The organism is Brevundimonas sp. (genome assembly GCF_041648115.1).
In the GTDB taxonomy this organism is placed as follows: domain Bacteria; phylum Pseudomonadota; class Alphaproteobacteria; order Caulobacterales; family Caulobacteraceae; genus Brevundimonas.
Window position 1 is genome coordinate 181,527 of record NZ_JBAZPR010000001.1, and the last position, 23,658, is coordinate 205,184.

The 23,658-nt window shown below is 66.8% G+C and carries 20 protein-coding genes; 11 read left to right on the forward strand and 9 right to left on the reverse strand.

All coding sequences use genetic code 11. From position 1 onward, the window contains the following. Window positions 1-93: 93 nt before the first annotated feature. Entirely contained in the window at window positions 94-468 is a 375-nt protein-coding gene (locus WC597_RS00895) for a hypothetical protein (RefSeq protein ID WP_372691331.1), read from the forward strand. A gap of 18 nt (window positions 469-486) precedes the next feature. Here WC597_RS00895 and WC597_RS00900 read toward each other — a convergent pair whose 3' ends face one another. Next, window positions 487-633 carry a hypothetical protein gene (locus tag WC597_RS00900; RefSeq protein ID WP_346494474.1) on the reverse strand — a complete coding sequence of 49 codons (147 nt, stop codon included), beginning with the start codon at window positions 631-633 and terminating at the stop codon, window positions 487-489. A 175-nt stretch (window positions 634-808) separates the two neighbouring features. Here WC597_RS00900 and WC597_RS00905 point away from each other — a divergent pair, with 175 nt between their 5' ends. Continuing rightward, entirely contained in the window at window positions 809-2,440 is a 1,632-nt protein-coding gene (locus WC597_RS00905; RefSeq protein ID WP_372691332.1) for a peptide chain release factor 3, read from the forward strand. Here WC597_RS00905 and WC597_RS00910 read toward each other — a convergent pair whose 3' ends face one another. Then, the gene (locus WC597_RS00910; RefSeq protein WP_372691333.1) at window positions 2,441-3,604 is read right to left on the reverse strand and encodes a Fic family protein; all 1,164 of its coding nucleotides are present in this window, start codon (window positions 3,602-3,604) and stop codon (window positions 2,441-2,443) included. 165 nt (window positions 3,605-3,769) lie between these two features. Here WC597_RS00910 and WC597_RS00915 point away from each other — a divergent pair, with 165 nt between their 5' ends. Beyond that, the gene (locus WC597_RS00915) at window positions 3,770-4,078 is read left to right on the forward strand and encodes a hypothetical protein (protein ID WP_372691334.1); all 309 of its coding nucleotides are present in this window, start codon (window positions 3,770-3,772) and stop codon (window positions 4,076-4,078) included. Between the two features lie 108 nt (window positions 4,079-4,186). Next, window positions 4,187-5,401, forward strand: coding sequence for a hypothetical protein (locus WC597_RS00920; protein ID WP_372691335.1), 1,215 nt, complete (start codon window positions 4,187-4,189; stop codon window positions 5,399-5,401). A 4-nt stretch (window positions 5,402-5,405) separates the two neighbouring features. Here WC597_RS00920 and cysQ read toward each other — a convergent pair whose 3' ends face one another. Further along, entirely contained in the window at window positions 5,406-6,233 is an 828-nt protein-coding gene (gene cysQ / locus WC597_RS00925) for a 3'(2'),5'-bisphosphate nucleotidase CysQ (protein WP_372691336.1), read from the reverse strand. 95 nt (window positions 6,234-6,328) lie between these two features. Here cysQ and chpT point away from each other — a divergent pair, with 95 nt between their 5' ends. The 3 genes from chpT to WC597_RS00940 all read left to right on the forward strand — a co-directional run bounded on the left by chpT (window position 6,329) and on the right by WC597_RS00940 (window position 8,283). Beyond that, window positions 6,329-7,000, forward strand: a complete 672-nt coding sequence (chpT, locus tag WC597_RS00930; RefSeq protein WP_372691337.1) for a histidine phosphotransferase ChpT — start codon at window positions 6,329-6,331, stop codon at window positions 6,998-7,000. 93 nt (window positions 7,001-7,093) lie between these two features. Next, complete coding sequence (locus tag WC597_RS00935) at window positions 7,094-7,471, forward strand: response regulator (protein ID WP_017505646.1); 378 nt, start codon at window positions 7,094-7,096, stop codon at window positions 7,469-7,471. Continuing rightward, window positions 7,468-8,283: a protein-glutamate O-methyltransferase CheR gene (locus tag WC597_RS00940; protein ID WP_372691338.1), complete on the forward strand. Its 816-nt coding sequence runs from the start codon at window positions 7,468-7,470 to the stop codon at window positions 8,281-8,283. The genes WC597_RS00935 and WC597_RS00940 overlap by 4 nt, the downstream gene beginning before the upstream one ends. 278 nt (window positions 8,284-8,561) lie before the next feature. Here the strand turns inward: WC597_RS00940 and cckA are convergent, their stop codons facing one another. The 6 genes from cckA to WC597_RS00970 all read right to left on the reverse strand — a co-directional run bounded on the left by cckA (window position 8,562) and on the right by WC597_RS00970 (window position 16,037). Continuing rightward, complete coding sequence (gene cckA / locus WC597_RS00945) at window positions 8,562-10,610, reverse strand: cell cycle histidine kinase CckA (RefSeq protein ID WP_372691339.1); 2,049 nt, start codon at window positions 10,608-10,610, stop codon at window positions 8,562-8,564. A gap of 51 nt (window positions 10,611-10,661) precedes the next feature. Further along, entirely contained in the window at window positions 10,662-11,738 is a 1,077-nt protein-coding gene (flhB, locus tag WC597_RS00950; RefSeq protein ID WP_372691340.1) for a flagellar biosynthesis protein FlhB, read from the reverse strand. Further along, entirely contained in the window at window positions 11,731-12,504 is a 774-nt protein-coding gene (gene fliR / locus WC597_RS00955; protein ID WP_372691341.1) for a flagellar biosynthetic protein FliR, read from the reverse strand. The genes flhB and fliR overlap by 8 nt, the downstream gene beginning before the upstream one ends. Beyond that, window positions 12,504-12,767, reverse strand: a complete 264-nt coding sequence (gene fliQ, locus WC597_RS00960) for a flagellar biosynthesis protein FliQ (protein WP_372691342.1) — start codon at window positions 12,765-12,767, stop codon at window positions 12,504-12,506. The genes fliR and fliQ overlap by 1 nt, the downstream gene beginning before the upstream one ends. 85 nt (window positions 12,768-12,852) lie before the next feature. Beyond that, on the reverse strand, window positions 12,853-14,541 hold the full coding sequence (locus WC597_RS00965; protein ID WP_372691343.1) for a response regulator: 1,689 nt from the start codon (window positions 14,539-14,541) through the stop codon (window positions 12,853-12,855). Next, complete coding sequence (locus tag WC597_RS00970; protein ID WP_372691344.1) at window positions 14,538-16,037, reverse strand: ATPase domain-containing protein; 1,500 nt, start codon at window positions 16,035-16,037, stop codon at window positions 14,538-14,540. The genes WC597_RS00965 and WC597_RS00970 overlap by 4 nt, the downstream gene beginning before the upstream one ends. A 354-nt stretch (window positions 16,038-16,391) precedes the next feature. Here WC597_RS00970 and folE point away from each other — a divergent pair, with 354 nt between their 5' ends. The 4 genes from folE to WC597_RS00990 all read left to right on the forward strand — a co-directional run bounded on the left by folE (window position 16,392) and on the right by WC597_RS00990 (window position 23,466). After that, window positions 16,392-16,976 carry a GTP cyclohydrolase I FolE gene (gene folE, locus WC597_RS00975; protein ID WP_372691345.1) on the forward strand — a complete coding sequence of 195 codons (585 nt, stop codon included), beginning with the start codon at window positions 16,392-16,394 and terminating at the stop codon, window positions 16,974-16,976. A 64-nt stretch (window positions 16,977-17,040) separates the two neighbouring features. After that, on the forward strand, window positions 17,041-18,198 hold the full coding sequence (locus WC597_RS00980) for an acyltransferase family protein (RefSeq protein ID WP_372691346.1): 1,158 nt from the start codon (window positions 17,041-17,043) through the stop codon (window positions 18,196-18,198). 137 nt (window positions 18,199-18,335) lie between these two features. Then, entirely contained in the window at window positions 18,336-20,009 is a 1,674-nt protein-coding gene (locus tag WC597_RS00985) for an MFS transporter (protein ID WP_372691347.1), read from the forward strand. 91 nt (window positions 20,010-20,100) lie between these two features. After that, entirely contained in the window at window positions 20,101-23,466 is a 3,366-nt protein-coding gene (locus WC597_RS00990; RefSeq protein ID WP_372691348.1) for a PAS-domain containing protein, read from the forward strand. Window positions 23,467-23,658: the final 192 nt, after the last annotated feature.

Below are 23,658 nucleotides of genomic sequence, written 5' to 3' on the forward strand. Positions count from 1 at the left end.
CTCTTAACCGCGTCCGTGAACGGGACTGCAAGCGGCGGCGCCTATTGTGAGCTTACGGACGAACTCGCGTCCGGCCAGTCGAGCGTATCGCCCATGCTGTTTCTTTTGAACGATGTCGTGTTCGACCTGGACGAGGCCTGCCCGGCCACGCCCGCCGACACGCGCCGGTTCGAGAAGCTGGAGTTCGACTATGTGCTCGAACTGGGCTGCGAACTGTTCGCCGAGGACCCGCTGCTTCACCGCAACGATCCCGAACGTGCGCGCCGCCTGGCCTGGCTGATCGCCCAGCGCAGCCCGGACGTGAACGCCGCCCTGTTCGCCGCCCCGGCCCCCGCCTGCAACCCCGACCTGGTCGAGCCGCGCTTCTGCGCCCTGCCCGAGCAGGTCATGCATCAGCTTCAGGCCAAGGGCCGTCGCCTCGACGCAGTCTCCGCCGACCGCGCCGTCTGGAACCGCCTGGCCGCCTGATCGCGGCCTGAAACGCGGTCAGAAGACCGCGTTGAACACCACGTGGACCAGCGTCGCCACGACCACGATAAAGCCGAACCCGACCGCCAGCCCCAGAGCCGGATGAAGGGGCGCGTGCTCGCGATGCGTATGGGCGATACGGTCTTGAGGATGGATGACAGCCATCGTCTTTGTCCTTTCCCTAATGATCCCGGATAAATCCGGGAGGGGAGCGTCGGACTCTGACGGCCTGATCGTCTCCTCCAGAAGAGAGCATGACTCCAATATCCCCTGATGGCGAGGGTTATTTGATATGGTGCAATTCCGTGACTTTGAAGCGTGTCCGCGCTAGTCGCGCGCCATGTCCTCACTGACCCTGCCTGAAGAAGCGGCGCGCCGCCGGACCTTCGCCATCATCGCCCACCCGGATGCGGGCAAGACGACCCTGACCGAGCATATCCTGCTGGCGGGCGGCGCCATCCGCGCGGCTGGGGCCGTGCGGGCGCGCGGCGAGAACCGGCGCACGCGTTCGGACTGGATGAAGATCGAGAAGGAGCGCGGGATTTCCGTCAGCGCCTCCGTCATGACGTTCGAGCACGACGGCAAGATGTTCAACCTGCTCGATACGCCGGGGCACGAGGACTTTTCCGAAGACACCTATCGCACCCTGACTGCCGCCGACTGCGCCATCATGGTGCTGGACGCCGCCAAGGGGATCGAGCCGCAGACGCTGAAACTGTTCGAGGTCTGCCGCCTGCGCGACATTCCGATCATCACCTTCATCAACAAGCTGGACCGCGAGGCCCAGGATCCGATGACCCTGCTGGACGACATCGCGTCGCGCCTTCAGCTGGACCCGGCCCCGATCTGGTGGCCCGCAGAGAGCGGCAATCGCCTGCGCGGCATGGTCGAGGTCGGCACCGGCCGGTTCCAACCCTATACCCGCAAGGTCGCCGGCTCGGCCGAAGACCCGGACCACCCCCCCGCCCTGCCGCTGGACCAGGCGGCGCAATATTTCGAGGCGGGCGAGAAGGACAACCTCGCCGAGGCCGTCGAACTGGTCGAGGGCGGCTATCCCGCCTTTGACCGCCAGGCCTTCCTTGAAGGTCATATGACGCCGGTGCTGTGGGGTTCGGCCCTGCGCCACTTCGGCATCGACGAACTGCTGAAGGCCATCGGCGACTGGGCGCCCGCGCCCAAGACGATGAAGGCCAGGAAGGAATCCCCGCCCGAGACCCGCAACGCTCCCGCCCCGGTCGAGACCGTGGTCGAGCCGGGCGCGAACGAAGTCACCGGCTTCGTCTTCAAGGTCCAGGCGAACATGGACCCCAACCACCGCGACCGGATCGCCATGTTCCGCATGGCAAGCGGCGCCTTCAAGCGCGGCATGAAGCTGAAGGTCCAGAACACGGGCAAGTCGCTGTCGGTCAATGCGCCGATCATGTTCTTCGCCTCGGACCGGGAACTGGCCGACGACGCCTTCGCCGGCGACGTGATCGGCATTCCGAACCACGGCGTGCTGCGTGTGGGCGACAGCCTGTCGGAGAGCGGCGTGGTCCGGTTCGCCGGCCTGCCCAACTTCGCGCCCGAAATCCTGCAACGCGTGCGGGTCAAGGATCCGCTGAAGGCCAAACACCTAAAGAAGGCGTTGGAAGGCTTGGCCGAAGAAGGCGTGACCCAGTTGTTCCGCCCCGAGATCGGCTCGGACTTCATCGTCGGCGCCGTGGGCCAGCTTCAGTTCGAGGTCATGGCCGACCGCCTGGGCGAGGAATACGGCCTGGACGTCATCTTCGAACCGTCCCCCTACGCCGAGGCGCGCTGGGTCAACGGATCGGACGCGGACATCGAGGACTTCTCGGGCAAATACCGCCCGCAGATGGCCCGAGACATCGACCAGGCCCCCGTCTTCCTGGCCAAATCCAGCTGGGAAACCGGCTACGTCGGCGAACGCTTCCCCAAGATCGCCTTCACCAAGACAAAGGAGCGCGGCTGATCAGAGATCGCGGAACAGAGCGATATAATCTTCGTACACAAATATGCGATTTCGCTGCTGCCCAGTTGCTTCCCTTAGTATCCCCATGCCTTCCAACGCAAAGATGATTGTGTTTGCGTTGGCGTAGCTGACACCCAGCATCGACGCTGCGTCGTTCACTTCGATGTAGGGGTCCCGATAAAGCCGCTCCAAAAGACGGATCGCCTTGCCGGCGCGTGCGCCGAGTTCGTTGACCACAGCGTCGCGATGCGCTTCGCGAAGGCTCAAAATCCTCTTGGCCAACCGCGCGGCATCAAGCGCCGCTTCCGATACGCATTCCAGGAAGAAGACCAGCCAATTTTCCCACTCGCCTTGGTCACGTACAGCTTGAAGACGCCGATAGTACTCATCGCGCCGTCTCTTCAGCACCAAGGACACATAGAGCACGGGCTTGCTGAGAACCTGACGTTCGCAAAGCAGGAACGTTATCAGCAGACGGCCTAGCCGACCGTTTCCATCGACGAAGGGATGGATGGTTTCGAACTGGGCATGGGCAAGACCGACCTGAACCAGAAGCGGAAGATCGCTGGGCTGATGTAGAAATTTCTCCAGTGCGCCGATTTGCTCAGGCACCACGTCTGGCGGCGGCGGAACGAAGATGGCGGTGGAAAGCGTCGCGCCTGTCTTTCCGATCCAATTTTGGGTCGTGCGGAATGCGCCCGGCGTGGCATGGCCGCCACGAACGCCATTCATCAAAATCTCATGGATTTCTCGCAGCAGACGGCTGGAAATCGGGAGAGCCGACAAACGCGCAACACCGAACGTCAAGGCAGCCGTGTAGTTTATCACTTCATTCACATCACCCATCGGCCGGTCGCCACGAAGACGGGCTTCCGCAGCGACCAAGTCGTCCAGCGATGCTTGGGTGCCTTCGATCTGGCTCGACAGCACCGCCTCGCGGCGCACATACATGGCGGTGAAAAGTTCGGGGTGCGGCAGAGTCTCGACCGCGCCGTCCAGGCGCCCCAAAGCCAAATCTGCCTGGCTCAATGCCGCCGTGATGCGCCCAGTCAGATCAAGATCCGCAGGTGGCAAATGCTCGGGAATGAACGCCTTATAGCCGCTCATCTGCTTCACATATCGGCCCGCGCGTTGACTGCGGTCGCTATTATCCACTTGCGCCATAAGATATCTCGCAGCCATCCATATTATTCAAACCGTATAATATGGATGGCAATCCGTTGCCACATTACACATTTGAAAAACACTTGGATCCGCCGCAGAATGATTTGGCTCTCAAAGACATGGAGTTCTATGAGCTCGCTTCTCGCCTTAACCAGCGCTGTCTTTATGCTGCAGACCGCCCCGTCCGTGGGGCTGGTCTCGTATAACGAGGCTGTGCGCTGTGCGGGGCTGACCCAGGCGGCGTCGGAGCTGGAAGGCGGCGAGAGCGTGCAGGGGCGGCGGCTGTACGATGCGGCCCTTTACTGGTCGTTGGCGGCGATGCAAGCGGCGACGGCGGCGGGCAAGGCTGCGCCGGCTGCCGAGGCCGATCAGACGCGGGCGCGGATCGCGGCCGTGCGGCTGCTGAACGGCGACGCGCCCGAGGCCAGGGCTGCCCTGCAACGCTGTCAGCAGAAGACGCCCAAGCTCGACTAGATTGTCCGCATAAGGCCAAGTCGAACCGCTTTCGCGGCGCTGCGTTTGCACTGAACGCCCCGAGAGACGCAGTCTGCGTCCCGAAGCGGGATAACAGAGGTTCAGCGCATGTTCGAATTCGGCCGCGATCTTCGAAAACTCTTCGCTCAGGCGCGTGAGAGCGAAGACCTGGGCTGGGTCGAGCTGATCGGCGCGGACCTGTTGCAGGCCGAGGCGCGACGCGAGACGATCGATTCAGGCCGCGTGTCCTGCGCCCGCCCCTTCGAAACCGAGCACCGCGCCTGCGCCCTGTGGCGTGAGCATGCCCGGCGCGGCGGCGCTTCCGACAGTCTGGAGCGCGCCGAACGCTGCGCCGACAGCCTGGCGCGCACGGCTGTGGGCGAGGATCAGGTCGCCCTGGCCGCGATGGACAAGGCGGCGGTGCTGATGCTGCGTTTCGACCTGTGCGGCGATCCCGCGCGACTGGATCGGGCGCTGGCCACCCTTGCGGCCGTCGGTCGCCCGCGCAGCCGACGCATCGCGGCGGGCGTGGCTGCGCTGCACGCCCGGCTCAAGGTCCGCACCGCCCGGTTGACCGGCGATGTCGCCAGCCTGTCCGACGCCGCCGTGCTGATGGACGCAGCGGTGCACAGCGACGACACGCACGACATGGACCTGCGGATGGACCGGGCGGCCCTGTCGCTGGAGATGGGCGTGGTCCAGCGCGACGTGCGTTTGCTGGATCAGGCCGGCCGCGACCTGGGCGCCCTGGTCGAGACCGCCTCGCCGGATCATCGCCCCCTGACACGCGCCCGCGCCCTGGCCCTGTGCGGCGCCGGCCTGTCGGCGCTGGCCGCCATCGCCGGTCACGAAGAGGCCCGTGCCCAGGGCCGGATCATGTTCGACGCCGCCGCCGATCAGTTCACGCCCGACCACAGCCCGCTGGACTGGGCCGCGATTCAAGTGCTGCGCGCCGGCGACGACGCCCAGCCGCTGATGCTGCTGAACCAGGCCGAGAGCCTGACGCAAGGCGGCGAACTGATCATCGGCGCCTTGGTGCGCGAACGTCGCATCACGCGAGAGGTCGCCTTGGCCGAAGCCGTCAAGGACACGACGGCCCTGATGACGCTGGAGACCCGCCTGCGGGCGAGGATGTCGGAGGCCACGCCGCTGGACTGGGCCGCCGATCAGATCGGCATGGCCGAGATTCAACTGGCCCGCCATCGTCTGGGCGGAACGGCCCCGGCCGATCTCGGCCTGATCCTGGCCGAGGCCGCCATGACCGCGCGCGAACTGGGCGTCGAGGCCTTGGCCGACCGGGCCGAGGCCCTGCTGAACGCCTGAGGCTTCAGCCGCCCATGGCGACGAAGGCGCCGTTCAGGAACTTGGTCTTGCCATAGGCCAGACGCTGACCATCGTCGGCCAGCACGCGGCCGCCGGCGGCTTCCAGCACGGCCTGACCCGCTGCGGTGTCCCATTCCGAGGTCGGGCCGGTGCGCGGATAGGCGTCGAACCGCCCCTCGGCGATCAGGCAGAATTTCAGCGACGAATCCGTCCCCTGCCAGCGCGAGCAGCCGTGACGGGCGGCCAGACGCGTCGCCTCCTCGTCGGTGACGCTGTGGCTCAACAGGGCCATGCCTTCTTGAGGGCGGTCACGCACGCGGATCGGACGCCAGTCCTCGCCCGCATGGGCTTCGCCGGCCTGAAGGGCGCCGAACTGACGTCGGAACGCGCCGCCCTCGGGCTTGTCGGTGCGCCAGGTTGTCGCCGTCGCCGGCGCCGTCACCACGCCCGCGACCGGATGCTGACCGTGGATCAGGGCGATATTGACCGTAAAGGCCTCGCCGCCGCGCACGAAGCCGCGCGTGCCGTCCAGCGGATCGATCAGCCAGAACCAGTCCTCGGCCTTTTCAGGCGCGCCATCGGCCGAAACGGCCTCTTCCGCCACCGTCTGGACGCCGGGATAAAGCGCCGCCAGCCGTTCCAGGATCAGGGCCTCGGCCCCGCGATCGGCCTGGGTCACCGGGCTGTCGTCGGACTTGGTCTCGACCGCCGTGCGCGCGCGCCAATAGGGCAGGATCAGCCGCGCGGCCTCCTCCGCGATCTCGGCGATGGCCAGGGAAAGCGCGCCGGACTTCAGATCGCGCGCCAGAACAGTTGTGGAGGAGGTCGTCATTGGCGGGTCGATAGACCATCCGGGCGGTTCCATGAACCGGCAAATCACTCCAACTTCGCGCGCGACACGAACTGTGACCTGAGCGCGCCAGACCTATGACCCCGACCCACGACGCAGACGCCGCTCCGCTGGACCTTCCCGTCGACGGGACGGAGCTGGCCACCTACATCGCGGCCAAGCTGTGCCATGACTTCATCAGCCCGTCGGGCGCCATCGTCTCCGGCCTGGACCTGATGCAGGATCCGACGGCCCAGGACATGCGCGACGACGCCCTGGCCCTGATCGAACAGAGCGCGCGCAAGATGGTCGCCCTGGTGCATTTCGCCCGCGTCGCCTTCGGCGCCGCCACCACCAGCGAACGGTTCACGGCGCGCGAGATCGAAGGCCTGGTGTCGAACATGGTCCAGGGCGGCCGCGCCTCGCTGGACTGGCGCATCGCCGACGGCGAGTTTTCAAAGCCCCAGGCCCGCGCCCTGACCAACCTGGCCTATCTGACGGTCGGCGCCCTGCCGATGGGTGGGGTCGCAGCGATCCAGTCGCGTACCGAAAACGGCGCCCTTTATCTGGAAGGGTTCGCCGAGGGCGCCCGCGCCCGGCTGAAGCCCGAAGCCGTTGTCGGCCTGGCCGGCGAACGCCTGACCGAGGGTCTGGCGGGTCAGTGGATCCAGCCCTACTGGCTGTGGCTGACCGTGAAAGAGGCCGGCGGCGAATTACGCGTCAAGGTTGAGGACGGAAAGGTCGCGCTTGTCGCCCGAATGCCGGTCTGATTCCTATTTCCAAACGACTCATTAACTGGCTTCTGGGATAAAAAGGGTTCATGCGCCTCGGGCGAAAGCCGCCGTGTCTTTGAGGGATCGACCTTGGACTTCCGAACCTGCCTGATCGTCGACGACAGCCGCATCATCCGCAAGGTGGCGCGGCGCATCGTCGAGGGCCTGGGCTATGAGGTCGACGAGGCGGCGGACGGCTCCGAGGCCTTGGCCTATTGCACCGGCGCCATGCCCGACGTGCTGCTGGTGGACTGGAACATGCCCGTGATGGACGGCATCACCTTCCTGCGTCGTCTGCGCGCCATGCCGGGCGGCAAACAACCCAAGGTGCTGTTCTGCACGATCGAGACCCGCCCCGAGCGGATCGCTGAAGCTTTGGCCGCCGGCGCCGACGACTATGTCATGAAGCCTTTCGACGGCGAGATTCTGCAATCCAAGCTGACGGAGGTCGGAGCGATCGCCGCATGACCCCAGAGGACTTCGACAAGCTGCAGTCCCTTCTCGCCACCCGCGCCGGCTACCGGCTGTCGCGGGATCGCATCCACCTGGCCGAACACCGGCTGGGACCGATCGCGCGGCGCGAGGGTTACGCCAATGTCGAGGCCCTGCTGTCGAACCTGTGGGCCAATCCGGTCGCCTCCCTGGCCTGGTCTGTGATCGAAGCCCTGCTGAACGCCGAGACCTGGTTCCGCCGCGACCGCACCCCCTTCCGCATCCTGGAAACCGAACTGTTGCCGGCCCTGTCCAAGGCGCGGCCCGATGGTCGGATCAAGGTCTGGTCAGCCGGCTGCTCGACGGGGCAAGAGGCCTGGTCCATCGCCATGACCGCGATGGAGGTCGGGGTCGATGTCGATCTGGTCGCCACCGACCTGTCGGCCCGCGCGATCGAAAAGGCGCGCTCGGGCCTCTATACCGGCTTCGAGATCCAGCGCGGCCTGACGGCCAAGACCATGCTGCGCTGGTTCGAACCGATGGACGACCAGTGGATCGTCAAGGCCGAGCTGGCCGCCGCCGTGCGTTTCGGCCGCGCCAACCTGCTGGACGAACCGACCGACGACGCGCGGTTCGACGTCATCTTCTGCCGCAACGTCCTGTCCGACATGGAGCCGACGCGGCGCGCTCGCCTGCTGGACGGGCTGGAACGCCGCCTTGTCGATGACGGCTGCCTGTTCCTGGGCGCGGACGAAAAGCTGGAAGGCGAGACCGTCGCCTTCCGCGCCGTCAACGGCCGCCGCGGCCTGTACGTGAAGGCGCCCTCGGCGCTTCGACGCGCCGCCTGAACATTCGGCGGCTGAGTCAGACCGACCAACGCATCAGCATAACTCAGAAAAGGTTCGTCACAGCGATCACGACGAGGTCACGGCGAACACGACGGAGCCGTGTCCGGTTCGGAACGTCTTGATGGCCTGCGGCGGCGAAGCCGCAGATCGATCAACGGCCTGGACATGAAGTTGAAAGGAGCCGACGCGTATTCGGTCTCGTCGTGTTCGCCGTGACCTCGTCGCGCCCGTTGTGATGAACCCCTCCCAGGCCCCCATCAACTCAAGCGCCGATGGCTCTAGCCCGCGTGCAGTTCCTGCTTCACCCGTTCCGCCAGGGTCTTGATGTCCAGCGGCTTGGGCAGGAAGGACACGCCGACCTCGTCCTGCAACAGGTCCGAGAAGTCGCTCTCGGCATAGCCCGAGATGAACATCACCGGCGCATCGCCCAGATACTGACGCGCCTTTTTCAGCAGCGACGGTCCGTCCAGACCCGGCATGATGACGTCCGAGATCATCATGTCGATCTGGCCCGCGTGCTCTTCGGCCAGCAGCAGGGCCTCCTCGCCGTCGGCGGCCTCGATCACCTCATAGCCGCGCTGACGCAGCAGGCGGGCGGCGATGCCGCGAACGGCGTCCTCGTCCTCGACGAACAGGATGCGGCCGGCGCCCGACAGGTCGCGCGGCGTCTTGACCTTGACCTCGACCGGCAGAACCTCGGCCAGTTCCGCCTCGCCCGCCGCCGGCAGGAAGATGCGGAAGGCCGCGCCAGCCCCCTCGATATTGCTGACGGTGATATGGCCGCCCGCCTGCTGGGCGATGCCGTATACGGTGGCCAGGCCCATGCCCGTGCCCTCGTTCACCGCCTTGGTGGTGAAGAAGGGCTCGAAGATCTTGTCCGCCAGTTCGGGCGGCACGCCGGGGCCGGTGTCCGACACCTCGATCAGGGCCACCTCGTCGGTCGGCGCATCGACCCAACCCAGGGCGCGCGCTTCGTCGCCCGTCAGGCGGCGGGTGGCGATGGTGACGACGCCGGCGCCCGGCTCGACCACGCCGCGCATGGCGTCGCGCGCATTGACGGCCAGGTTCATCACCGCCGTCTCCAGCTGCGACTTGTCGGCCAGCACCACCGGCAGATCGCGGCCGTAATCCGTCTCCAGCCGCACGTCCTCGCGCAGCAGACGGCGCAGCAGGATGGCGAACTCGCCCACCAGTTCGCCCAGGTCGAGCCGCTCGCGCCGCACCGTCGACTTGCGCGAGAAGGCCAGCAGCTTGCGAACCAAGTCGGCCGCACGGATGGCCGTCTGGCGGATTTCGTTCAGCCCCTCGTACGAGGGATCGCCCACCGGGTGCCGTTCCAGCAGGCCCGACAGCTGAAGCTGGATCGCGGTCAGCAGGTTGTTGAAGTCGTGCGCCACGCCCCCGGCCAACTGGCCCACGGCCTGCATCTTCTGGGCCTGGTTGAGCTGAAGCTCCATCGACTTCTGGCCCGACACGTCGAACAGCCAGATGCGCCGCTTGTCGCCCTCAGGCGCTGCATACAGATGCAGCATCTTGTCGGGATAGGCGCGCGCGATCAGTTCGATTGGACCTGACGACCCGGCCGCCAGCTTCAGCCGCGCCTCGGCGACGCCGCCCGGATCGAACAGATGGCCGAAGGCCGCATCGCGCGCCGCGCCCGGCCCGGTCAGAACCGCCAGCGCCGGATTGGCGTCTTCCGCCCGGCCGGAAAACAGGTCGTCGCCGCCGATGACGGCCGAACCGAACGGCGCGCCGGCCGCCATGGCGCGGGCCTCGCCGGTCGCGGCGGCGGGCGCATGGACGGGCGCCGAGGCGATGGGCAGGACCGCGTCGGGCGCCGCGCGCATCAGGAACCGGCCCTCCCCCGTCCTGCTGTCGCCAACTTGACCGATCACGACCTCGATCTCGCGGGCGCCGATCATGACGATGGCGCGGCCTGGCTCGCCTTTGCGCGCCTGGGCGAAGGCCATGTACAGGGCCTGGGCCGACTTGCCGCGCGGCAGGGCGCCCGTCGCGCCGTTGGCCTCGGCCCAGGCGGCGTTGAAGGCCAGTATCTGTCCTGAATCCCACACCAGGGCGGCCGGCTCGGCCATGGCCTCCAGCACCTCAATGGCGGCGTCGATGCTCGGCTTGGCGTTGGCCGCCCGGCGGAAACCGAACAGGCCGATCAGCGCGATCATCCCCACCGTCAGGATCAGCACCAGCCCCGGCGCCGAGGTCGGATTGTCGCGAAACGCCGGATAGGCCAGGGCGGCGATAGCCGCCACCACGCCGAACGCCATCACGGCCGACAGCAGATCGAACGAAGGGCGTCGGGTGGACGTCATGCAGCCTCGCGAATCAGTGGCCAGATCATACGCTCAAATCCTGACGCACTCTTACCGACGCTTTCTGGACTGGAAGACGAAGCCGATGATCTTGGCCGCGGCGTCAAAATGCTCGCGCGGAATGATCTCGTCCACCTCGACCGTGGCGTAGAGCGCGCGCGCCAGCGGCACGTTCTCCACGATCGGCACCCCGTGTTCGGTCGCTACTTCGCGGATGCGCAGCGCCAGCGCATCGACGCCCTTGGCCACGCAGATCGGCGCGCCGTCGCCCTGATCCGGCTCATAGCGAAGGGCGACCGCATAGTGGGTCGGGTTGGTCACGATGACGGTGGCCGTGGGCACATTGGCCATCATCCGCTGGCGGCCGCGCTGCATGCGGATCTGCTTCAGCTTGGCCTTGATGTGGGGGTCGCCCTCGGACTGTTTGTAGTCTTCCTTCAGCTCTTCCTTGGTCATCCGCATCCGCTTGGCGAAGCGCATCTTCTGCCAGATGAAGTCGGCGCCTGCGGTCGCGGCCAGCAGCAGGATCGAGGCGAAGAACAGCGACACCGCCATGTCGCGCGCCAGCGGCAGAATCGCCAGCGGGCTCATGGACACCATGTTCTCGAACTCGCGCACATGGGGCTTCAGCACCATCCAGCAGACCACGCACACGGCGATCAGCTTCAGGAAGGTCTGGACGAACTGCATCAGTCCGTCGGGTCCGAAGATCCGCTTGAACCCCTGCAGCGGACTGACGGCCGACCATTTCGGCTTCAGCTTCTCGGCGGTGAAGATCAGGCCCGACTGCGCCAGATTGCCCCCCACGCCGCCCAGTATGGTCGCCAGCATGACCGCACCCAGGAAGGGCGCCATGGCCCAGACCGCCCGCACCATGATCTGGTTGCCGGCGCCCGAGTTCAGCGTGCCCAGCATCTCGTGCGGAGCGGCGATGAACGGCAGCATCTGTTCGGCGATGGACGAGGCGAACCAGCTTCCGCCCATCAGGATCACCGCCGCCGCACCCGCCAGCGACAGCACCTGGGCGACGTCGGGCGACTTGGCCGCATCGCCCTTCTTTCGGGCGTCCTCAAGCTTTCGCGAGGTCGCCTCTTCGGTTTTCGACTCGGGATCCGCGCCTTCAGCCACCAGGGCCTCCAAACACGAAATACTCCGCCAGGCGGCGGTAGCGGTCGATGAAGATGGTGCCCAGCGCGCCCAGGCTGAGGGCGAAGATCGACAGGCCCAGGATGACGCTCAAGGGCGCGGCGGCGAAATAGACCTGGAACGACGGCATGACCCGCGCCACCAGACCGGACGCCAGGTTGAAGATCAGGGCGAACACCAGCACCGGCGCGGACAGCTGGATTCCCAGCATGAAGCTGTCGCCCAGGGTGCGCACCGCCATCTGGGTGAAGTCCGCCATCACCAGCGGCTGGGCCGGCGAGATCAGGCGATAGGATCCCACCATGCCGGCGATGAACAGGTGATGGGTGTCGGTGGCGAACAGCAGCGTCACCCCCAGCAGGGTCAGGAAGGCGGCGATGGTCGTGCCCGGCATCGCCTGCATCGGGTTGGCGGTCTGCGAAAAGCTCAGGGTCGTCTGCAACGACACGATCTCGCCCGCCGTCGACAGGGCCGTCATGAACATGCGCAGCAACAGGCCGATCATCAGGCCCACGACCACCTCGCGGATGATCCATCCGGCCATCAGCCCCACGCTGTCGGGCAGGCCCGGCAGCGATCCGCGCACCACGGGCCACAGCGCCAGGCTGATGACCAGGGCCAGCGACAGCCGCACGCGCGGCGGCACATAGGCCTCGCCGAAACCGGGGATCAACATCAGGATCGCCGCGATCCGGGCGAAGATCAATCCCCCAGCCCAGACCTGATCGGCGGTCGCATAAGCCTCCACTACATCCCCGCGATGCGGGCCGCGATCTGGCGCATGAAGCCGCCCAACAGGGCGCCCATCAGCGGCAGGAACAGGATCAGGCTGATGAAGATGGCGATGATCTTGGGCGCATAGATCAGGGTCTGTTCCTGGATCTGCGTCAGGGCCTGGAACAGGCCGATCACCACGCCGACCACCAGGCCCACGATCAGGACCGGCAGGCACAGCTGTATCGTCAGCCAGATGGCGTCACGCCCGACGTCCAGAACTTCCGCGCCGTTCATCGGCTCACGCTCCCCAGAGATACTGGGCAGAAAATGCCGACAGGATGGTTAACAGGCCGCTAACCAAACGCGGATTCGACGCGGATCAGGCCGCCAGGGTGCGCGACAGCTTGCGCGCCAGTTCGGCCTGGGTGAACGGCTTGCGCACGATCATCTCCTCGCCCACGTCGATCAGGGCTTCCGCGTCGGCATACCCCGTGGCGAACAGGATCGGCGCGAACGGGCGACGCGCCTTCAGTTCCTTCGCCAGCTCGCCGCCGTTCATCCCCGGCATGGCGAAGTCCAGCACCATGGCGTCGATCCGGGCGTTATGGTTCAAGCTCTCCAGCGCCGCCCCGCCGCTGTCGGCCTCGATGACGTCATAGCCCAAGTCGCTGAGGTAGCCTGCGGTCACGTTCCTCACCGCCTCGTCGTCATCGACCACCAGGACGACCAGGCCCGCATCGTGGGCCGCCAGCAGTTCGCCGCTCGCCTCCCGCTCCTGCATCGGCTCGGCATCGGCGCGGGGCAGGAAGATGCGGATCGTCGTGCCCGTACCGACCTCGGTGTCGATGCTGACCCCGCCGCCCGACTGTTTGGCCAGGCCGAACACCTGGCTCAGCCCCAGGCCCGAGCCCTTGCCGACCTCCTTGGTGGTGAAGAAAGGTTCGAACGCGCGCGACAGCACATCGTCGGTCATGCCCGAGCCGGTGTCGCTGACCGACACCACCACATAGTCGCCGGCCGGAAGCTCTTCCGGCTGCCCCAGGACGCCGGTCTGGGCGGCGGTCGCGGCGTTCTCGGTGCGGATGGTCAGCGACCCGCCGACCTCCATCGCGTCGCGCGCATTGATGGCCAGGTTCAGGATGACCAGTTCGATCTGCGTCGGATCGATCATCGCCGGCCACAGGTCGGGGGCCAGTTGCGGCGGCTGAATCTGCACGCTGCCGCCGATGGCGCTTTGCAGCATGTCGCCCATGCTGCGCACCGTCTCGTTCAGATCGACGGCCCGCGGCTCCAGCTTCTGGCGACGCGAAAAGGCCAGCATCTGCGCCGTCAGCCGCGCCCCGCGCTGCGAGGCCTCGCGCATCATGTCCAGCCGCCGCAGGACCTTGGGATCGGTCTCGTTCTTCCTCAACTGATCGACATTGCCCAGGACGACGGTCAGCAGGTTGTTGAAGTCGTGCGCCACGCCGCTGGTCAGCTGGCCTACGGCCTCCAGCCGCTGCGCCTGACGCAGGGCCGTCTCGGCTTTTTCGCGTTCGAGGATCTGGGCGGCCAGCTCGCGGTTGGCGTCTTCCAGCTGGGCCGTGCGGTCGGCGACCCGGCGTTCCAGCAGGGCCTCCGCGCGCTGAATCTCGGCGATCCGCTCGCGCGCCTCATATTGCCGCTTGCGGCCCCGCAAGGCCGTATCGACCGCGCTGACCAGGGTCGTCGGGTGAAACGGCCGTTCCAGAAAACTGACATTGCCCAGCGTCACCGACAGACGACGCGCCGCCGGATTGCGCTCGACGCTGCCGCCGCGCCGGTTCAGCACCAGGAAGGGAAAATCCGACCAGGACGGCTGCCCCTCGATCCAGGCCGACAAGGCGTTGAGGTCGGTGTTGATCAGCACCTCCTCGACCACCACCGCCAGGGCCGCGCCCTCGATCATCCGCGTCAGAAGATCGTCCAGCGTGTCGCAGACCTGCGCCACCGTGCCCGCCTCCATCAGGATCTGGGCGGCGACGCCCGCATCGCGTCCGACGGGCGCCAGGACCAGTGCGCGTTCGGAGAGCTCCCCGCCGCGGCTCATGCGGACGGATCGCCCATCAGGCCTTCGCCGTCCTGGGCCACGAAGTTTGGCACGCCGCGCAGCACGCCCTGGAAGCCATACAGCGGCTCACCGACCGTCAGGCCGCCTGCGCCGATGTCGAACTCGCGGATGGTCTTCTCGTGGCCGCCGGCGCGCTTCTTGATCACCGAGATCGCACGCCTCACCAGACCCGCCGCCTCGAAATAGCGCAGCAGCACCACGGTATCGGCCAGATAGGTCACATCCACCGGCGCCTTCATGTCTCCGACCAGCCCATGCTGGGCCACGGTCAGATAGGTCGTGGCGCCCTGGCGGTTCAGATATTGCAGCAGCTCGTGGATGTGCAGCACCAGGAACTGCTCCTGCGGCATGGCCGCCTGATAGCCGTTCAGGCTGTCGATCACGACGGTCTTGATGTCCTGCTCGGCGACGCAATCTCGAACCCGCGCGGCGAACTCGCCCGGCGCCAGTTCGGCGGCGTCCACCTGTTCCACGACCAGCGACCCTTGGTCCTCCAGCGCCTCCAGATCGATACCCATCTGACGCATCCGCGCGAACAGCAGACCCAGTTCCTCATCGAAGACGAACATGGCGGCCTTCTCGCCGCGTGCGATCGCCGCCGTCACGAAGTTCACGGCGAACAGCGACTTGCCGGTCCCCGCCGGCCCCAGGATCAGGGCGCTCGACCCGCGCTCCACCCCGCCGCCCAACAGGGCGTCCAGACCCGCCACGCCGCTGGACATGGGCTCGCGCTTGAACTGGGTGCGGTGCTCCGACGCCACGATGCGCGGATAGACCTCCAGCCCGCCGGTCTTGATGGTGAAGTCGTGATAGCCGCCGCGGAACCGTCGCCCGCGATATTTCATCACCCGCACGCGGCGACGCTCGGCCCCGTATTCCGGCACCAGCTCCTGCAGCTGGATCACGCCGTGCGCGACGCTGTGAACCGTCTTGTCATTGGCGTCGGTCGTCAGGTCGTCCAGCATCAGCACCGTCACGCCACGCTTGGCGAAATAGTGTTTCAGCGCCAGCACCTGACGGCGATAGCGCAGCGACCCCTGGGCCAGCAGCCGGATTTCCGACAGGCTGTCGATCACCACCCGCTGGGGCTGAAGCCGCTCGACCGCCTCCAGGATCATCCGGCTGGTCTCGCCCAGTTCCAGGTCCGACGAATAGAGCAGGCTCTGCTGTTGCTGTTCGTCCAGCAGGCTTTCCGGCGGCACCAGTTCGAACAGTTCGATGCCGTCCAGCGACCATCCGTGCGAGCGGGCCGTTGCGCGCAGCTCTTCTTCCGTCTCGGACAGGGTGATGTAGAGCGTGATCTCGCCCAGCGACGCCCCGGTCATCAGGAACTTCATGGCGGCGGTCGTCTTGCCGGTGCCCGGATTGCCTTCCAGCAGGAACAGTCTGTCCCGCTCCAGCCCCCCGGCCAGAACATCGTCCAGTCCGACGATCCCGAAGGCGGCCTCATCTCGCTTGGTCTCGCCGTCCGTCATGCCGCCCTCTAGCCTGTAGCTGAGCCTTAACGCACGGAAATGCAGAAGGTTACAAGCGGCGCTTGTCGCGCAGCCGCGCCCCGGCTCCGAAAGTCTCGCGACAGGCCTTGAAGGTGGCCATCCGTATCCCGACTTGACCATTCGGCCGGACCTGAACCGCCTCGGATTTCAGACGAAGTGCACTATTCAGACGGTGTTTTTTGCGCGGCTTCGTCTGGATTTGAGACGAAGTGCACCATTCAGACGGTGTTTTTCGGGGCCAAGTTTCGGGGCCAAGGTCTGAAAACGGCCGCGCTTCGTAAAGGGTCGACACAGCCCCTCCCCTTCCCGTAACCGCCCCGCTATGTAGGCCCCATGACAGACGCCCACACACCCAAAGTCTCCCAGGCCGACGCCGAAGCCGCCGTCCGCACCCTGATCGAATGGGCGGGCGACGATCCCGACCGTGAGGGTCTGCTGGAGACCCCGGCCCGCGTCGCCCGCAGCTATCGCGAACTGTTCGAGGGTTATGAGGTCGATCCCCTATCCTATCTGGAGAAGACGTTCGAGGAGACGGGCGGCTACGACCAGCTGGTCGTGCTGAAGGACATCCGCTTCGTCAGCTTCTGCGAGCATCACATGCTGCCGGTCGTGGGCAAGGCGCACGTCGCCTATCTGCCGACCGACCGCGTCGTCGGCATCTCCAAACTGGCCCGCGTGGTGCGCGGCTTCGCGCGCCGCCTGCAAATCCAGGAGAAGATGACCTCCGAGATCGCCGAGGCCATCCAGACCGTCCTGCGCCCTCACGGCGTCGGCGTGGTCATCGAGGCCGAGCACAGCTGCATGACCCTGCGCGGCGTCAATGCGCCGGGCGCCAGCCTGTCGACCAGCCACCTGATCGGCGTCGTCCGCGACGACCCCCGCACCCGCGAAGAGTTCCTGCGACTGGTCCGAAGCTAGGATTTCCCCAATCGCGCGAACTGGCGCATCTCTTGCGACGAACCGACCAAAGGAGGCGCTGACGATGCCCTGGTCCCTGATTTCGACCCGCAATGAAACAGTTCAGATCGCGCGCGGCGGCTGGCTGGACGCTTTGCGTTTCATCGTGGCCTTCCTGATCATCCTGCATCACTTCCAGGCGGCCGGTCCCGTGCCCCTGGCGCACATGATCAATCCGATCTTCGAACGCGGCGGCTTCCTGCTGACCAACTTCTTCCTGATCGACAGCGGCTATGTGCTGATGCGCGTCTATGGCGCGGCGGTGGACAAGGGCCGGATGTCGCCGGGCGACTTCTTCCTGAAGCGGTTCCTGCGCGTCGTGCCCGCCCACCTGATCATGGGCCTGTCTCTGGTCGGGTTCGTTCTGCTGGCCACGGCCGCCGGCGCCCCGCCCCGCAATCCCGAATGGTTCGCGTGGGACCAGCTGCCCGCCCAACTGCTGTTGCTTCAGTCCTATGGCGTATACGGCGGTCTGGGCTGGAACGCCCCGACCTGGTCGATCTCGGCCCTGATCGGCTGCTACCTGGCCTTCCCCTGGATCATTCGCGGCCTGATGCGGCTGGGTCCGTGGTCGGCCCTGGCGGTCGGCGTCGGCGTCTATTTGGTCGCCAACCAGCTCTGCTGGCAATTCCTGGGCTATCCTGTCTATCAGATGCCCATGCGCTACGGCATCGTGCGCGCACTGCCGCTGTTCTTCCTGGGCATGTGCCTGGCCTGGTTCGCCCAGAAGGTCTGGATCGCCCCGCGTCTGGCCGGCTGGGCCGGCGTCCTGGCCGCCGTCGGCTTCTTCGTCCTGCAACTTCACGACAAGCACGCCCTGGCGGCTCTGACCCTGATCTCGATCATCATCCTGGCCGCCGGCGCGGTGCCGGTGAAGAAACCTTCGAAGCTGGTCGAGACGGCGGCGATGGTGTCCTTCTCCATGTTCATCTCCAACGAGGTGATCCGCATCGTCTGGTTCGGCGTCGTCAACGCCGTGGAGGCCCGCGTTCCCCTGCCCGTCGTCGCCCAATGGGGCCTGTGGGCTCTGGGCGTCGCGGCGGCCGTCGGCTTCGCCTTCGCCTTCCACTTCCTGATCGACAATCCGATCCAGACCCGCATCCGGGGCTGGCTGAAGCGTCGCAGCGCCCGTCGCGGCCAGGCCCAACCCAAACTGGGGCCGGTCATCTCGCTCGACGGCTGAGCTGGCGGCTTTGGCGACCGACGATCCTCGACCAAAGTCGCTCTCTCCAGCCGCCTCCCTCTCGGTCAATGTCGGCGTCCACGTATCCGCAGGGATGCGCAGAACGGCCGATAACGGCGACTTGGGAGGAAATGGATATGGCGAGCGACGCTCCAATTGCGTCTGGGGAAGAGGAACACACCGTCGATCGCAGCGATCGTCTGGTCATCCTCGCCTCATCGGTCGGCACCGTCATCGAATGGTACGACTTCTATCTTTACGGCTCGCTGGCGGCGATCATCACCGTCCAGTTCTTCTCGGGCGTCAACGAGACGACCGGCTACATCTTCGCCCTGATGGCCTTTGCAGCCGGGTTCGCGGTGCGGCCCTTCGGCGCCATCGTCTTCGGGCGGCTGGGCGACCTTTGGGGACGCAAGAACACCTTCCTCGTCACCATGCTGCTGATGGGCCTATCGACCTTCGTCGTCGGCCTGTTGCCGCCCTATGCGGTCATCGGCATCGCGGCGCCGATCATCCTGGTGCTGATGCGCCTGATCCAGGGTCTGGCCCTGGGCGGTGAATACGGCGGCGCCGCCACCTACGTCGCCGAGCACGCTCCCAAGGGCAAGCGCGGCTTTTACACCTCCTTCATCCAGATCACGGCCACCGCCGGCCTGGTGCTCAGCCTGGTCGTCATCCTGGGCGTCCGTCTCGCCGTGGGCGAGGAAGCCTTCGCCTCCTGGGGCTGGCGCATTCCGTTCCTGGTCTCGATCCTGCTGCTGGGCGTCTCCCTGTGGATTCGTCTGAAGCTGGCCGAGAGCCCGTCGTTCAAGAAGATGAAGGCCGAGGGCAAGGGCTCCAAGACCCCGCTGAAGGACAGCTTCGGCAAATGGCCCAACCTGAAGATCGTGTTGATCGCCCTGATCGGCCTCACCGCCGGCCAGGCCGTCATCTGGTACACTGGCCAGTTCTACGCCCTGTTCTTCCTGGAACGGGTCATGAAGGTCGACGCGACCCTGGTCTATATCCTGCTGACCATCGCGCTTCTGGCCGCCTCGCCATTCTTCATCTTCTGGGGCTGGCTGTCGGACAAGGTGGGACGCAAGCCGATCATCCTGGCCGGCTGCCTGATCGCGGCCCTGACCTACTTCCCGCTGTTCAACGCCCTGACCCAGGCGGCCAACCCGCGTCTGGCCGCCGCCGCTGCTTCTGCGCCGGTGACGGTCTATGCCGATCCGGCCGACTGTAATCTTCAGTTCGATCCGGTGGGAAAGACGGTGTTCAACCACTCCTGCGACGTGGCCAAATCCTATCTGGCCAAGGCCGGCGTGACCTATACCAACGTTGCGGCGCCGGCAGGCACCGTCGCCGAGGTCCGCATCGGCGATCAGGCCGTGGTCCCCAGCTTCCGCGGCGACGCCATGACCACCGCCGACTTCGCCGCCCAGAAGAAGACCTGGGACGCCGGACTGGGCGAGGCCCTGACCGCCGCCGGCTATCCGGCCAAGGCCGACAGCGCCCTGGTCAACAAGCCGATGGTGGTGTTGATCCTGTTCATCCTCGGCTTCTACGTGACCATGGTCTACGGACCGATCGCGGCGGCCCTGGTCGAGATGTTCCCGACCAATATCCGCTACACCTCCATGTCCTTGCCCTATCACATCGGCAACGGCTGGTTCGGCGGCTTCCTGCCGACGACCGCCTTCGCCATCGTGGCGGCGACAGGCAACATCTACTCCGGTCTCTGGTACCCGATCATCGTGGCGCTCGCGACGGTCGTGCTGGGCTTCCTGCTGGTCAAGGAAGGCAAGGACGTCGATCTGAACGCCTGATCCTGCTTTCAGGCGCAATGGTGAGGCGGGTCGTCGCGAGACGGCCCGCCTTTCGCTTGTCGAACACCCCCAGCCCGGTTCAGATGCCCCCATGTTCAGCCTGACGATCCTCGGCCTGGTCGCCGCCTATATGGCGGTGCTGTTCGCCGTCGCCTGGCATCAGGAGCGACCGGCGGCGCGGGCGCGCGGCAAGGGATTGGGGCCGTCGGTCTACGCCCTGTCCCTGGCCATCTACTGCACCTCCTGGACCTATTACGGCGCGGTCGGCACGGCGGCGCGGGACGGGTGGGAGTATCTGCCCATCTACATCGGCCCGGTGATCGGCCTGACGCTGCTGTTCCCGCTGTGGCGGCGCATCGCCGCCGCCGCCCGGCGCGAGAACGTCGGCTCGATGGCCGACTTCGTGGCCTCGCGTTACGGCAAGAGCCAGACCCTGGGCGCGGCCGTCACGGTCGTCGCCATCCTGGGGTCGCTGCCCTATATCGCGCTTCAGCTGAAGTCGCTGTCGATGGCCGGCGCCCTTCTGACCGCCGGCACGCCGGTGGCGGGGTCCGAGCGGCTGACGGTGCTGGTGCTGGCGGGGGTGCTGGCCTTCTTCGCCATCCTGTTCGGGGCGCGCCGTCCCGATTTGACCGAGCACAATCGCGGCCTGATCCAGGCCATCGGTCTGGAGTCGATGGTCAAGCTGGGCGCCCTCTTGTTCGTCGCCGTCTTCGCCCTGGTCCTGCTGCTCAACGAAGGCTCGCCGCCGCGCATCATCGAAGGTCTGGGCGCCCTAGCCTCCCCACCCGAGGTCACGCCGCGCTTCACCGCCATCACCCTGCTGTCGACCCTGGCCATCTTCTGCCTGCCACGCCAGTTCCACGTCGCCTTCGTCGAGGGCGCCCAGCCGTCGGACGTGAAGCGGGCGCGCTGGATCTTTCCCCTCTATCTGCTGCTGACCAGTCTGGCGGTGCTGCCGCTGGTGGCGGCGGGCGCCCTGTTTGCGCCGTCGATGAACCCCGACCTGCTGGTGCTGGCCCTGCCGTTCGGGCGCGGCGAGACGATGCTGACGGCGCTGGTCTTCGTCGGCGGTTTCTCGGCCGCCACCGCCATGGTCATCGTCGAGGCCGTGGCCCTGTCGGCCATGGTGTCCAACAGTTTGATCCTGCCCTTCCTGGCGCGCGACCGCTGGCGGGTGCGGGGCGACGCCTCGGACATGGCGGGGACCATACTGCAGGTGCGACGCGGGGCCATCGTCGCTGTCCTGCTGCTGGCCTGGCTCTATTATCAGGCGACGGATCAGTCGCGCGGCCTGGCCGCCATGGGCCTGGTGTCCTTCGCCGCCATGGCCCAGCTGGCGCCCGCCCTGTTCGGCGCGGTGTTGTGGCGCGGGGGCCATGCGCACGGGGCGCTGGCGGGGATGACGGTCGGGATGGTCGTCTGGATCGTCATGCTGGCCCTGCCCCAGCTGTCCCCGGGCGCCCCCTGGCACCTGCACGTCATGCTGGGCGTCAGGGATCCGTTGGCCCTGGGGGTGTTCGTCAGCCTGGCGCTGAACCTGGCGGCCTATATCGGCGTGTCGCGCTTTGCCCAGCCCCGGCTGATCGACCGGGTCCAGGCCCGCGCCTTCGTCGATCGTCTGGGGCCGGACTGGATGGAGGCCAAGCCCTCGCCGTCGGGCGCCTCGGTCGGCGACCTGCGCGCCCTCGTCGCCCGCTTCATCGGCGACGAGCGGGCCGAGCGCGCCTTCTCCGCCTGGGGACGCGAGACCGACACCCGGCTGCGCGACGCCGATCCGGCCGATGCGGCCCTGGCCCGCGCGGCCGAGCGGATGCTGGCCGGCGCCATCGGCGCGGCCTCGGCCCGGCGGGTCATCGCCGCAGCGCTGGCAGGCGTCGGGCGTGCGCCTGAGGACGTGGTGCGGATGCTGGACGAGGCGTCGCAAGCCGTTCAGTTCAACCGCGACCTGTTGCAGACCACGCTCGACAACATCGACCAGGGCGTGATCGTGGTTGACGAAGATCTGCGCGTCACCGCCTGGAACCGGCGCTATGTCTCCATGTTCGAACTGCCCGTCGGCTTCGTCCACGTCGGCCTGCCCATCGCCAACATCTATCGCCTGAACGCCGAGCGCGGCGAGAGCCCCGACGACATCGAGGCCTGGGTCGAACGCCGGCTGGAGGCGCTGAGCCGCCGCATCCCCCACGACCACGAACGCCAGCAGCCCGACGGCCGGGTGTTGCGATCCTCGGGCGCGCCCATTCCCGGCGGCGGCTATGCGACCAGCTATACCGACATCACCGCCCTGCGCCGCGCAGCGCGTGAGCTGGAAGAGGCCAACGAACGGCTGGAGGCGCGCGTCGCCGACCGGACCGCCCGGCTGGACGAGGCCCGGCGCGTGGCTGAAGACGCCACGGCGTCCAAGACCCGGTTCCTTGCCGCCGCCAGCCACGACCTGCTGCAACCGCTGCACGCCGCCCGCCTGTTTATCGCCGCCCTGAAGGAGGAGCCGGCCCTGGCCGAGCCGACCAGCCGCACCCTGGCCGTCAACGCCGACCGCGCCATCGACAGCGCCCACCGCCTGCTGACCGCCCTGCTGAACCTGTCCAAGCTGGAGGCCGGCGGGGTGCGGACCAATGTGACCAAACTGTCGCTGGGCGGCCTGTTCGACGAGTTGCGCCGCGAGTTCGCCCCCGTCGCCGAGGCCAAGGGCCTGCGCCTGACCCTCATGCCCAGCCGCCTGTGGGCGGCGTCGGACCGCGATCTGTTGCGGTCCATGCTGCAGAACCTGGTGGCCAACGCCATCCGCTACACGGACACAGGCCGGGTGCTGGTCGGGGCGCGTCGGCACGGCGAGACGCTGCAGCTGTTCGTCTGCGACACCGGGCGCGGCATCCCCGATTCCGATCACGAGACCGTCTTCGGCGAGTTCGTGCGTCTGCCCGGCGCGGTGGACGAGCCGGGCGCGGGCCTGGGCCTGGCCATCGTGCGCCGCCTGTCCAGCCTGCTGGATCACCCGCTGGAGCTGAACTCGCGCATCGGACGCGGGACGATCTTCCGCATCACCGTGCCGCGCAGCCCCGCCGACGTGATCCCCGAGATCGCGCCGGTGCGCGAGGCGCGCCTGCCGCTGGCGGGCCTGCGGGTGCTGTGCGTGGACAATGAGCCGGTGATCCTGGACGCGCTGAACGCCCTTCTGACCCGCTGGGGCGCGCGGCCGACGCTGGCCGCCAACCTCGCGGCGGCCAAGGCGGCTCAGGGTCCGTTCGACGCCGCCGTGGTCGATCTGCATCTGGGTGACGGGCCGGAAGGGTTCGCCGTCATCGACTGGCTGCGGCCTCACGGCGTGCGCCGTATCGCCCTGGTCACCGCCGACACCCGCGATGGTTTGAACGAACAGGCGACGACGGCCGGCGCGGTCCTGCTGCCCAAGCCCATCAAGCCGGCGGCGCTGAAGGCTTTCTTGTCCAGCTAGGGCATTTGGCGACTGAGTTGGCCGGGCAACTCATCAGTGTATTCAAACAAAGTGGTTCATCACAACGGTCACGACGGTATCACAGCGAACACGACGGAGCCGTGCCGGTTCGGAAAGTTTTGATGGCCTGCGGCGGCGAAGCCGCAGATTGATCGACGACCTGAACATGAGAATTAGAAGCCGACTCGCGTT